The organism is Pseudofrankia coriaricola, from assembly GCF_001854805.1.
Taxonomy (GTDB): domain Bacteria; phylum Actinomycetota; class Actinomycetes; order Frankiales; family Frankiaceae; genus Pseudofrankia.
On record NZ_MBLO01000208.1, the window covers coordinates 1 to 12,093 of the forward strand.

The window sequence follows — 12,093 nt, forward strand, 5'->3', positions numbered from 1 at the left end:
GGTGCCCTCGGCGACGATCCGGCCCCCGTCGAGGACGGAGACCAGGTCGGCGAGCTGGTCGGCCTCGTCCAGGTACTGGGTCGTCAGCAGTACCGTCGCGCCGCCGTCCGCGAGCCGCGCGACGACGTCCCACACGCCCTGGCGGCTGCGCGGGTCCAGGCCGGTCGTCGGCTCGTCCAGGAAGATGACCTCCGGGTCGCTGACCAGGCCGACGGCGAGATCGAGGCGGCGGCGCTGGCCGCCGGAGTAGGTCTTCACCAGCCGGCGGGAGAACCCGGCCAGGTCGAACGACTCGACGAGCTCCGCGGCCCGGCGGCGCGCCACGGCCCGGGGCAGCCGGAACAGCCGCGCGGCGAGCCAGAGGTTCTCCTCGCCGGTAAGCAGCTCGTCGACGGCGGCGTGCTGGCCGGTCAGGCTGATCACCTCGCGGACCCGGTGCGGCGCGCGCGCCAGGTCGTGGCCGGCGACGGCCGCCTCGCCGGCGTCGGCGCGCAGCAGGGTCGCGAGAATCCGCACCAGCGTCGTCTTGCCGGCGCCGTTCGGCCCTAGCAGCGCGTGGACGTGGCCCGCCGCGACGTCCAGGTCGACCCCGTCGAGCACGGTGACGCCGCCGAACGCCTTGCGCAGGCCGCGCACCCGGATGACGGCGTCGTCGGCGCCCGACAGGGGACGAGGCGCCGGGGACGCCGGTGGGAGTGGGGACGCCAGAGGCTCGCGGCCGGCGTCCATGGTGGTCGGCATGGTCATGACCTTCCTGGTCGGGTTTCCCGCGCTGGTCCGGCCTGCTCTGGCCGGGGCGCTTGGCGGGGTGGGGATGGGCTGATCGAGGGGGGGCGGTCTGGCGGGTCGTGCCGGGTGTCGACCGGCGCGCGGCTGCGAGGCGCGCCGGTCGGGGCCGGCGGGATCAGCGTGGCGCGGTGTCGTGATCCGGACACGGGTCCTGGAACCCGGCCCGGGGTGGGGCTACGCCCACCTCGCGTGCCGAACGAAAACTGTGTATGACATACACAAGATGTACGTTATACACAGTTGTCGGAAGGTGGTCAACGGGCGGTGGCGAGGCATCTCGGTGGCGGGCCGTCCGGGGGACGACACTCGAGGCCAGCCCCCTTCCGTGCCAGGAGCGGCGCGTGGGCGGGCCGGCGGGCGAGGGAGAACAGGGCGGTGGGATGACGAAGGAGATGGACGGGGGCGGCGGCCGGGCGGGCGGCGGCGAGCGGCGCGGCGCGGCGGCCGGGGGCCCGCCGGGCGCGTTCGAGCTGCTGTGGGGTGCCCCCACGCGGCCGCGGCGCGGGCCGCGGCCGGCGCTGCGGCTCGACAGCCTCGTCGAGGCGGCGATCGCGCTCGCGGACGAGGAGGGGCTCGGCGCGCTCTCGATGGCCCGGGTCGCCGAGCGGCTCGGCTTCACGACGATGTCGCTCTACCGACACGTCGCCAGCAAGGACGACCTGCTGCTGCTCATGCTCAACGAGGCCGTCGGCCCGCCGCCGGACACGCTGGTGACGGACCCGGCCGCTGGCTGGCGGGCCGGGCTCGACGCCTGGACGAGAGGTATGTACGAGCGGGCGCTGGCGCACCCGTGGATCACCAGGGTCGGGATCGGCGGCGCCCCGACCCTGCCCCACCAACTGGCCTGGATGGACCGCGGCGTCGCCCCGCTCGCCGGCGTGCCGCTGACCGGTCAGGAGAAGCTCTCAGCGATCCTGATGCTGTCCCGCTACGCGATGTCCGCCGCGCAGCTGACGAGCGACGTCGTGGCCGCCGCCGGTGCCGGCACGTACGAGCCTGGCGATGGTGACTATGGCGCGACACTGGCCCGGCTGCTCGACCCGGCGCGGTTCCCCGCGCTGCACGCCATCGCCGTCTCCGGCGAGATCGACCCGTCCGTGCCGCCGGAGGGCGTCGCCGATGAGCTGCACGCCGAGTTCCACTTCGGCCTCGCGCGCATGCTCGACGGACTCGACGTCCTGCTGCGCTCCCGCGCGTCGCGTTAGGCCGCCCGGCGGCGTGTCTGCGTGTGGTCCGAGGTCGGTCCTGGTGTGGGCTCAAGCCGGGGTGTCGTTGTTCCGACGGCCCGCAGACCTGCGGTCCGGCGCAGAATGGGCCGGTGGCGGGGGAGATGGTCCGGGATGACCCGGAGTCGGGTGATTCGCGCCGTACCGAGGGGACGTGCGGGATGGTTGTGGTGGCGAACGTTGACCCGGCGGCCGTGACGCCGCGGGAGGAGATCTTCGTCGGCGGGCTGGAAAAGCGGCCGATCGTGATCGCCGCCTACCGCCCCGAATGGGTCACGCGGTTCGCGCACGAACAGGCACGGATCGTCGGAGCACTCGGCGAAGCCGCCGTACGCGTCGAGCATATCGGCTCCACGTCGGTACCAGGGCTCGGCGCGAAACCGATCATCGACATCCAGATCAGCGTCTCCGACATGGCCGACTCGGCGTGCTTCGAGGGCCCGCTGCTGCGCGCCGGCTACATCGTGCGGGTCCGGGAGCAGGGCGAGCACTGGATGTTCCGGACCCCCGAACAGGACGTCCACATCCACGTCTGCGCCGCGGGCAGCGACTGGGAGCACCGCCACCTGCTGTTCCGCGACTGGCTGCGCCACGACCCGGCCGACCGCGCTGCCTACGAGGCCGCCAAGCGTGCCCTCGCGGCCCTCGACTGGCCAAGCATGCAGCACTACGCCGAGGCCAAGAGCACCATCATCCAGGAGATCACCGCCCGCGCCCGCCCCTGGGCCGCCACCACCGACTGGGCCGTCCCCGCCCCCCGTCACTGACAGCCCGCCTCGCCGGCGATGGTGTGCCGCGACCCCTGAGCGGGCGGCTGGCGCCCCCGGACGCCCGGGGGCGTGGCCGGGGGGCCGCGCGGCATGGGTGTCGCGATGAAGAGCGGACGTCCATCGTACTTACACTGTGGTCTACGGCGTTGACATGCGGTCTCACTACTATATGATCTTGTCTGGAACCACTCTCAGTCACCGCTGGCGGCGGGCCTCGCCGTCGGTACGTCATGATCTGGTGGACTTTCCGGGCTGGAGCACCGACAAAGGCACCAGACAGGTAGCAGGTGCCGACGCCAAGCCAGCCCACGATCAGCCCGCCCAGTGCGGGGCCCGCGAGCATGGAGCCCTGGAAGGCGATCCGTCTCAGCGCCAGTCCGGCGGCCAATTGGTTGGTGGGTAGTAGGTGCGGGATGAAGGTGCGGGAGGCCGGGCCGCTGCCGGCGGCGAAGCAGGATTGCGTCGCGACCAGTGCCAGCACCCCGGCGGTCGGAAGGTGCCCGAGGAGGCCCTGCAAAGCGAGCAGGAGCGAACACGCGGCCTGCCCGCTGGTCGTGGCAAGGTAGAACGTCCGCCGGTTCACGCGGTCGACAAGCGATCCGGCGAAGAGGCCGAGCGTGACGAGGGGAATCGCCTGGGCCAGGCCGACGGCGCCGGTCCACACGGTGCTCTTCGTCACCTCCCAGACCTGGAACATCACGGCGACGAGCGTCATCTGGCTGCCGAGCCCGGAGAACGCCTGCCCGATCCACAGCCGCCGAAAGAGCGGCGACGCGCGCAGGGGAGTGACATCCAGCAGCGTGCTGCTCAGCCCCATGCGGGGTCCTCCGCCAGCTTCTCGGCGATCCGGTCGCGGAAGCTCTTGCGCTCCAGGGCCCGCTCGATGTCGGAGACGACCCGGCTCAGCGGATACGGGCTCTCAGCCTCGATGTCGGTGAGGGCGGCCTCGGTGGCTCGCCACTCCGCCGCCAGGCGACCGACGACGCCGCGGGCCTTGTCCGTGAGCGTCACCTTCTTGCTGCGCCCGTCGTCGCCCGCGATGGTCTGGACCCAGCCGGCCGAACGCATCGCGGCCACCTTCTGGCTGAGCGCTGAATGGGTCCGCCCGACGGACTCGGCCAGCTCGGTGATGGTCATGGGGCCGGCGGCGTGCAGCCGCAGCAGCTCCATCGCAAAGCTCGGTTTGAGTCCATCGATCCGCGCCTCTGCGTAGATCCGGGCAATATCCGCGTCCATCGACGCCTGGAGGAGGCGCAGGGGCCGCCAGAGGCTCTGCTGGGTGGGATCGAGTGGGTGGTCCTCAGCCATTCCGGCATCGTAACAGTGCTTACATAAGCACTGTTACGATGCCGAGAGTCATGAGGTCGGAAGGCTACATCCCTGCCACGAAGCGCCGAGGTCCGGCCCCGGCTGCCGGCATGGGTCAGCGACCGGTGGCGTTGACGGCCGGTGTGAGGCGGGCCAGGACGCGGGCGGCGCAGGTGAGGATGACGTCGGCGGCGAACGCGGCGTCGTCGGGGCCCGTCTTCCAGCTCGAGACGCTGAGGCGCATCGCGGTCTGGCCGTGCCACAGGGTCGGCCCGCACCAGATTCGCCCGTCGGCCTGGATCTCGGCGATGAGCGCCCGCGTGAGCGCCTCGCCGGAGGGCTCGTCGCCGCCGGAGGCCCCGGAGCTCGCAGGGCTCGTGGGCGGCGCGTCGAGGCGGATGAGGACCTGGTTGAGGACGACGTCGTTGACGACGGTGAGGCCGCCGTCCGCCAGCCGGCGGGCGATCTCGGCGGCGGCGTCGCAGGCGCGGGTGACGAGGTCGGCGACGCCTGCGCGGCCCAGGGTCCGCAGGGCCGCCCACACCTCGATCTGGCGGGCCCGCTGCGAGGACTGGGGCGTGTGGTGCATGGCGTCGAACGCGTCGCCGGCGGGGGTGTAGCCGGCGGCGGCGGTGAAGGTGCGCCGCAGCGGAGCCGGGTCGCGGACGAAGGCGAGACCGCAGTCGTGGGTGACGTTGAGCCACTTGTGGCCGTCGGTCGCCCACGAGTCGGCGCGGGTGAGCCCGGCGGCGAGCCGGTCGCGCCGGGTCGGGTCGGCGAGGGCCCACAGGCCGAACGCGCCGTCGACGTGCAGCCAGCCCGGCGCGGGTCCGGGGCGGCGGGCGAGCCAGTCGGCGATCTCGTCGAACGGGTCGAACGCGCCGGTGTTGACCTCACCGGCCTGCGCGCAGACGAGTACCGGGCCGGGAAGGCCGTCCGGCAGCGCGTCGGCGCGCATCCGGCCCTGGTCGTCGGCGGGCACGACGTGTACCCGTGAGCGGCCGAGGCCCACCAGGCCGAGCGACTTGCGCAGCGTCGAGTGCGCGCCCTCTCCGATGACGACGTCGAAGGCGGGGGCGCCGAACAGCCCGTCGGCCTGCGAGTCCCAGCCGAGGCGGGCGAGCAGTTCGTCGCGGGCGGCGGCGAGGCAGGCGGCGTTGGCCATGGTGGCACCGGTGACGTAGGTGACCGCGCAGCCCGCGGGCAGGCCGAGCAGGTCGAGCAGCCAGCCGCGGGTCACATCGTGCAGCCTGGCGGCGACCGGGGACATCGCCGGGAGGGCCGCGTTCTGGTCCCAGGCGTTGGTGAGCCAGGAGGCGCCCAGGGCCGCCGGCAGCGTCGCGCCGATGACGAAGCCGAAGTAGCGTGCGCCGGCCGTGGCCATCGTCGCCGGGCTGCCGGTGTCGTGCAGGAGCCGCAGTGTCGCCTGCGCGGGCAGGCCGGCCTCGGGCAGCGGCTCGTCGAACGCGGCGAGCCCCGCCACCGCCTCCGGTGACGGTGCGACGGGCCGGCTGTCGACCGTCGCCGCGTAGTCGAGCGCCATCGCCGCGGCCGCCCGCAGCACGTCCAGGTCGTCCTCGCGATCCACGACGTCATCCTTTCCGCCTGCCCGCGGCCCGGTGTCCGCCTGTCGTCTGCCCGACGACCGTGGCGCCGGTCCAATCCTGCCGTGTGCCCCGGCCGCGGTGGGTCTGAGCGGGGCAGCGGCAGGGGGTGTGCCCGGACACATGGGCCCACGGGCCTTGATGCAGGGCGGGAACAGCGCAGGCGGGGGCAGGTCTGGGGAGAGGAGCGCGGCCCGGATGTGCGAGACGCGAAGAGGGGAGGCGGGGTGACGAGTGTCGTGGCACCCGAGCGGACCGAGGCCGGCCGCGACGATGGGAGATCGTTTCGCCTCTCATCCACCAAGATAATCAACGCTGTTGACGAGCCAACAGGCTGCAATTTGATCTTGTGATCACTTAAGACCCAACCACCCTCCAACCCCAACATCGACTAAAGACGTCTCCTAAAATCTTGATCTTCGCTTCAAAGGCGGCGACGGGCGCTCATCGCGAACCCGGGCAGGGGCGTTGAAGGTTATGTACGGAGATGGCCGATGGGGTGGGAGGCGAGGGGTGCGTGCCGACGAGGAACGGGCCTTCGAGGAGTTCGTCGCGGGGTCCGCGAATCGGCTGCTGCTGAGCGCGGTGCTGCTGGTCGGCGGTGACCGTGCGGCGGGCGAGGACCTCCTGCAGGGCGCGTTCGAGCGCACCTACCGACACTGGTCGAGAGTCGCCGAGGGACAGCCGGAGGCGTACGTCCGCCGGGCGCTCGTCAACGCGGCGACCAGCCGGTGGCGCCGGCTGCGGGCGCGGGTCACCGAGGTGCCGCTGCTGACCGAGCATGGCCATGGCGGGTTCGGGCCACAGATCGCCGACCATGCCGAGGCGCTGTCGGCGCGCGACGGGCTGACGCGCGCGCTGCGTACCCTGCCGCCCCGCCAGCGCGCCATCGTCGTCCTGCGCTATCTCGACGACCTGCCGGAAGCCGAGGTGGCCGCCCTCCTCGGCTGCTCCGTCGGCTCGGTGCGCAGCCAGGCCTCCCGGGGCCTGGCGAGGCTACGCGACAACGAGCACCTGGCCGGCATCGGCGGCGGCGGCGCCGCTCGCTGGCCGGTGCGGCCGGCCGGCCAGCGGTCCGCGGCGGTGGACGTCCTGACGAACGAGGGGGGCGGTACCGCCGGTGTCGTCCTGGCCAAGGCGCGGAGCACGCCGGCTGGGCGGCACCGGGCGGCGGCCCAGCCGTCCGGCGGCCCCGCGGGCCTGGCGGCACCGGGCGAGGGTGAGGCGGACGCGACCCAGCAGGTGCGAGCCAGCCAGGCAGGGGGGAAGGCGCTGTGAGCACCGGTGGACGCGACGTGGACCCGCATGACGTGCACGCGAGCGACGCGGACCTGAGCGACGCGGACCTGAGCGACGTCGAGGCGTGGTTGCGCGCCGCCCGGGCCGAGCTGCCCGCCCTGTCGGTCGGGCCGTGGTTCGCCCAGTCGGTGCGGGTCCGGGCGCGCCGCCGCCGGGCGCGGGTCCGGGCCGCCGGGTCGGTGGCGGCTGTCGTCACCGCGGTCGTCGTGCTCCTGGTCTCGGTGGGCCTGCTGGGCGGAGGCGTGGGGACGAACGGGATCGCGCCGGCCAGCACCGTGGCGCCGGGCGCGCCGGGGGCCCACCACTCCTACGGCGGGATCACGGTCACGTGGCTGCCGGAGGGAACGAAGCACCTGTCAGACAAGGCTGGAAGTGACGTCATGCGTTCCTCGGAGGGTGGCGTTCTCGGGTACTTCGCCTACCTGGCGGGCCGCGACACCCAGGGGCTTTACGCGAGCACCTTCGGGCCGTCGGACGGCGGGGACGCGTCGGAGCTGAAGGTGGGGGTCAACTGGTACCCGGGCTCCATCTCCGTCGCGGGGCTTCAGGCGGCCCTGCATGGCGCGACGCCGACGCCGACGACGGTGGGCGGTGAGCCCGCGGTGCGTCTCAGCACGGAGCTCCCGGCGAACATCTCGGGCGGCGGTGAGACCCATCTGGGGGCGCTGTTCTGGAGCGTGGGGGACGGCGGCCCGCTGCTGGTCGTCAGCGTGCGGGACGTCGCCCCACTCGACTGGGCGGAGATCAAGCGGGTGGCGGAGGGTGTCCAGCTAGGCCGCGAGCCGAACACGGTGGATCCGCGGACGGTGGACCAGGTCAAGGCGGCGTTCAACACCGTCTATCTGGCGCGCAACCCGCCGCTGTCGGACGAGGCGTGGGGGGCGGCGGTGCAGGACCCGGCGGAGATCCTGCCGGTCCGCGGCAGGGTCGCCCAGCGGTACCCGGGGCTGGTCGCCACCATCTCCATCGCCTTCGGCAGCATGACGCAGGACTCTCCCACGACCGTCAGCGTCTCCTTCACGCTGACGTTCACGGACAAGGCGCTGCCCGCCACCACGTCCGACGGCAAGTACTCGCTCGGCACGACTGGTACGGCGGTGCTGGTCGACGGCCATTGGCTGGTCAGCAGGGACACGTACTGTTCGAAGGTCGACATGCTGCCGATGTCGGACCTGAAGTGCCCGTGACCCGGCGCCGGGCCCTGTCACCCGGCTGTGGCCCACAGGTGCGGGTGCGGCGGCCGGGTCAGGTGCCGGCGGTGAGGGAGACGGCGGGCAGGGCGGTGTCGTCGTCGTGGCTGTCGCGGCCTGGAGCCGGGCGCCGCTGTCCGGTGTCATCCGCGGCCGGTCCGGCGGTGGCGGGTGTCGCGGGTGAGCTGAGCGTGGCGGGCCGCGAAGCGGGCCCGGGAGGCGTGTTGGCGGGCCTGGCGGCAGGGGTGGCACTGGGTGTCCTGCGCGGGCGCGGCGCGGCAGGTCACGCACAGCACCACCCCCGGGGCCGCCCCGGGCCTGGGGTCGTCGGCGCCGTCGTCACCGCTGGTCCCACCGGCGCTCGCGGCCGGTGGGTGTGGGTGGCCGGCCGTGGCGCGGGCTTCCCGGAGGGCCTCCTGGCGGAACTCCTCGACGCTGCGCCGGCAGTAGCAGCTCGGCGCCGGGCCCGCGAGGCCGGCGACGGCTGGCAGAGCGGTGCCCGCGGCGGCACGTCGTGCCAGCTCCCGCTCCGGGTCTCGGTTCGGGCCGTCCGTCTCGCTCCCGCCCGTCCGGTCGGCGGCCAGTTCGGCGCCGCTGACGCTGGCCGTGCCCGGGCTGGCCGTGCCCGAGGCGGTGGCGGGTTCGGCCTGGCCGGGGAGGGCGCAGCAGGTCACCCATACGGCCGTCGGACCACCGCCGAAGTGGGCCGACCATGGGTGGCCGCACAGCGAGCACCGCGCGGGCGGCGGGACGGGTGTGTCGGGCTCGGCCACGTTCACAGTCGACCATGCTCGCCGCGCCGCGCGCACGATCCCGGCCCGTCCTGGCCTCCCGCGCCGCCGACGTGCCTCCCTCGTGCCGTGGCCATCGGCGTGCCCTTCCCGCGGAGGGGCCCGACGGGTGGCGCCGTCAGGATGCCGGCGGTCGGCGGGGCTGGCGCGGGTCAGCCCACCGAGGTGACCGGGGTCTTGGAGACGGCGAAAGTGGTGCAGCTGGCGCCGAGGACCTGGCCCTGTAGATGCTGGCCGTCCGTGGACGAGGTGCCGGACAGGCGGACCATGATGTAGCCGACCGGGTGGTCGAGCCAGATCCTGCCGGTCAGTTCAAGATCGTCGCCCTGGAGCGTGCCGTCCATCGTGTACGCCCCGGACGGTACGTCGGGGTTGTCCTTCGTCGCCGAGAACGAGAACAGCGCGGTGACCCGGCCGGGTGCCTCCGGCATGTCGAAGATGGTCAGTTGCAGGGCGGTGGCGCCCTGCTGGCAGGTGTAGGTCCCGGTGAAGCGGCCGGCGAGCAGTTCGGTGTCCCCCGCGCCCGGGATGCCGGCCCCCTGGGGGGCCGGGGAGGCGGCGGGTGTGGTGGCGGTGGCCGTCGGGGTGGGCCCGGGTGTCGGGCTGTTCCCGGCGCTGGTCACCGCCGCGGTGATCCCGGCGCCGGCGAGCCCGGACGCGAGCAGCGCCGCGGCCGCGGTCGCCACGAACCGGCCGCGCCGGGGCGGGGCCGGCCGCCGGGCGGGTGCCGGGGGCGCGAGGACGGCCAGTGGCCCGCCGAGGGCCGCGGGCCGTTCCCCGTGGCCGGTCGGGGCAGGAGTGTGGGCCGGTTGCGGTGTCGTGCCGGGGGTCGGGTACGCGTCGGGGGCCGGTGGCGGGAACCAGTGCTGCCCGCCGGCCGTGTCCGGCCGGGTGCCGGGTGAGCCCCACTCGCCCGCTGCCGGCGGGACCGGTGTGGGAGGCCCGGCCGGCCATGGCGACGCCGGCGTCGGTGCCGGCCGTGCGGGCGCGGCGCCGCCGGGCGTGCCTGGAACGGAGGCCGGGGGCTGCCAGAGGACTTCCAGCACTCGGGCCGCGGCGGCCGCCGGGTCGGCCGTGTCGCCGACGAGGGAGGCCAGCAGCCTCGTGGCGGACGGCCGGGCGGGCGGGTCGCGGCGCAGCGCCGAGCGCACCACGGCCAACAGCCGCGGCGGCACGCCGGCGAGGTCCGGCTCGATGGTCATCGACCGGTACAGCAGCGCCCCGGCCGTCCCGGTCCCGAACGGCGGCCGGCCGGTCGCCGCGAACGCGACGGTGAGGGCCCAGGCCCACACGTCCGCCGCGGGCCCGGCGCGCCTGCCCTCGGCCTGCTCGGGCGCGAGGTAGCCGGGGCTGCCGACGACGGCGCCGGTCTGTGTCACCTCGGTGCCGGCCGCCGGGTTGGTCGGCACGGCCATGCCGAAGTCGATGACCTTCGGTCCGGCGGCGGTGATGAGCACGTTCGCCGGTTTCAGGTCGCGGTGCACGATGCCCGCGCGGTGGATCGCGACCAGGGCCTCGGCGAGGCCGACCGCGAGGGCCTCGACGGTCGGCGCCGACAGCGGCCCGCCGAGGCCGACGGCCTCGGCGAGGGTCGGCCCGGGGATGTACTCCGTCGCGAGCCAGGGCCGTGGCGCGTCCGGGTCGGCGGCCAGCACCCGGGCGGCGCAGACGCCGGCGACGGCCCTGGCGGCGGCGACCTCCCGGCGGAACCGGGCCCGGTAGTCGGCCGCGGCGGCGATCCGCTGGTGGATCAGCTTGACGGCGACCAGCCGTCCGTCGCCGGCGGCCGCGGGGTCGCCGCCCGCGAGGCGCGGTGCCGTCGGGCTCGCGGCGGGACCGGGGAGGCCGGGAGCCGGGCGGCGGCCCGGGGTGTCGTCCAGCTGGATGGTGGCTGTGTCGTCGGCGACGCCGAGGAACACCACGCCCATGGCGCCGGCGCCGAGCCGGGCGGTCAGCTTGTAGCCGCCGACCCGCGTAGGGTCACCGGCCTGTAGCGGTTCCAGCGGCATCCGCGCACTCCTTTCCTCGGCGCCTGCGCCGGGTCCCCCGGTGGCCGCCCAGTCCCGTCCCGATCCGACGCCGGGGCCGTGCGGGAGGTGGCCGCCGCGCGCCGCCAGTCTCCGCCCGCCGGTACCGGTGCTGGCGGGCGGTGTCGCCTGGATGTCCTGATCCGCTGGGCCGACACGGCCTTGCTTCGCCGTGGTGACCTCAGGGTTCGCTCATCAGATGATGCTGCCGCACGGGCTGAGCGGTGCACCGCGAGGGAACAATAAGTGCGGATGGCACGATGGGCACAGGAAAGATCCGGGCCCGCAACCATGGGCATCCGCACCGTCGCGCGTCGTGCCGGTGCTCGCCGTGGGACGCAGCCGGGTCGGGTTCGCGGCAGCCGCCGCGGGCCGCACCGCCCACGCGGAAGGCGGCGAGGTGCGCGACGGAGCGCTCACGATCGATGGGCTGTCCAAACGGTACGGTGAGGTTGTCGCGCTGCGCGGGATGACGTTCGACGTGCGGGCCGGTGAGCTGTTCGGCTTCGTCGGTTCCAACGGGGCGGGCAAGACGACGACGATGCGGATCGTGCTCGGCGTGCTGACCGCCGATGCCGGTGAGGTCCGCTACGACGGCAGCCTGTTGACCCTCGCGGCCCGCCGCCGGATCGGCTACATGCCGGAGGAACGGGGCCTGTACCCGAAGATGCGGGTCGGTGAGCAGCTGGAGTACCTCGCCCAGCTGCATGGCCTGTACGGGCCGGCCGCGCGCCGGTCGACCCGGGAGTGGGCCGAGCGGCTCGGTATCGCGGGGCGGCTCGGCGACGAGGTGCAGGCTCTCAGCCTCGGTAACCAGCAGCGCGCCCAGCTCGCCGCCGCGCTGGTGCACGACCCGGCGGTGCTGGTCCTCGACGAGCCGTTCTCCGGCCTGGACCCGGTCGCGGTCGACGTGATGAGTGATGTGCTGCGCGAGCGGGCCGCGGCGGGGGTGCCGGTGGTGTTCTCCAGCCACCAGCTCGACCTCGTCGAGCGGCTGTGCGACCGGGTCGGGATCGTGTCGGGCGGCGCGATGGTCGCCGTCGGGCCGGTCGACGACCTGCGGGCGGGGGGCGAGTCGCTGCTCGTCGT

At 74.3% G+C, this 12,093-nt stretch carries 11 protein-coding genes; 5 read left to right on the forward strand and 6 right to left on the reverse strand.

What is annotated here, in order from left to right; genetic code table 11:
- Positions 1-741, reverse strand: a 741-nt coding sequence (locus BCD48_RS22855; protein WP_071050442.1) for an ABC transporter ATP-binding protein, incomplete at its 3' end; no start/stop codon positions are given.
- A 389-nt stretch (positions 742-1,130) separates the two neighbouring features.
- Here BCD48_RS22855 and BCD48_RS22860 point away from each other — a divergent pair.
- Positions 1,131-1,994: a TetR/AcrR family transcriptional regulator gene (locus BCD48_RS22860; protein ID WP_241841928.1), complete on the forward strand. Its 864-nt coding sequence runs from the start codon at positions 1,131-1,133 to the stop codon at positions 1,992-1,994.
- Between the two features lie 182 nt (positions 1,995-2,176).
- Positions 2,177-2,782, forward strand: coding sequence for a GrpB family protein (locus BCD48_RS22865; RefSeq protein WP_071050443.1), 606 nt, complete (start codon positions 2,177-2,179; stop codon positions 2,780-2,782).
- Here BCD48_RS22865 and BCD48_RS53975 read toward each other — a convergent pair.
- The 3 genes from BCD48_RS53975 to BCD48_RS22880 all read right to left on the reverse strand — a co-directional run bounded on the left by BCD48_RS53975 (position 2,718) and on the right by BCD48_RS22880 (position 5,681).
- Positions 2,718-3,602, reverse strand: coding sequence for an MFS transporter (locus BCD48_RS53975; protein WP_241841929.1), 885 nt, complete (start codon positions 3,600-3,602; stop codon positions 2,718-2,720). The two genes, BCD48_RS22865 and BCD48_RS53975, sit on opposite strands and share 65 nt — an antisense overlap.
- Positions 3,593-4,093, reverse strand: a complete 501-nt coding sequence (locus tag BCD48_RS22875; protein ID WP_071050444.1) for a MarR family winged helix-turn-helix transcriptional regulator — start codon at positions 4,091-4,093, stop codon at positions 3,593-3,595. Before BCD48_RS22875 ends, BCD48_RS53975 begins: the two co-directional genes overlap by 10 nt.
- 115 nt (positions 4,094-4,208) lie before the next feature.
- Complete coding sequence (locus BCD48_RS22880) at positions 4,209-5,681, reverse strand: pyridoxal phosphate-dependent decarboxylase family protein (protein WP_071050445.1); 1,473 nt, start codon at positions 5,679-5,681, stop codon at positions 4,209-4,211.
- Between the two features lie 529 nt (positions 5,682-6,210).
- Here BCD48_RS22880 and BCD48_RS22885 point away from each other — a divergent pair.
- Both BCD48_RS22885 and BCD48_RS51485 read left to right on the forward strand, forming a co-directional pair.
- On the forward strand, positions 6,211-6,975 hold the full coding sequence (locus BCD48_RS22885) for a SigE family RNA polymerase sigma factor (protein ID WP_083419059.1): 765 nt from the start codon (positions 6,211-6,213) through the stop codon (positions 6,973-6,975).
- Positions 6,972-8,183: a hypothetical protein gene (locus BCD48_RS51485; protein WP_157910554.1), complete on the forward strand. Its 1,212-nt coding sequence runs from the start codon at positions 6,972-6,974 to the stop codon at positions 8,181-8,183. Before BCD48_RS22885 ends, BCD48_RS51485 begins: the two co-directional genes overlap by 4 nt.
- Before the next feature lie 146 nt (positions 8,184-8,329).
- Here the strand turns inward: BCD48_RS51485 and BCD48_RS22895 are convergent, their stop codons facing one another.
- Together BCD48_RS22895 and BCD48_RS22900 are read right to left on the reverse strand one after the other, a co-directional pair.
- Positions 8,330-8,965, reverse strand: a complete 636-nt coding sequence (locus tag BCD48_RS22895) for a hypothetical protein (RefSeq protein WP_071050447.1) — start codon at positions 8,963-8,965, stop codon at positions 8,330-8,332.
- Between the two features lie 164 nt (positions 8,966-9,129).
- Positions 9,130-10,986, reverse strand: coding sequence for a serine/threonine-protein kinase (locus BCD48_RS22900; protein ID WP_071050448.1), 1,857 nt, complete (start codon positions 10,984-10,986; stop codon positions 9,130-9,132).
- Positions 10,987-11,404: 418 nt separating this feature from the next.
- Here BCD48_RS22900 and BCD48_RS22905 point away from each other — a divergent pair.
- Positions 11,405-12,093 (forward strand): ABC transporter ATP-binding protein (locus BCD48_RS22905; protein WP_071050450.1); only part of this gene is annotated, 689 nt, incomplete at its 3' end.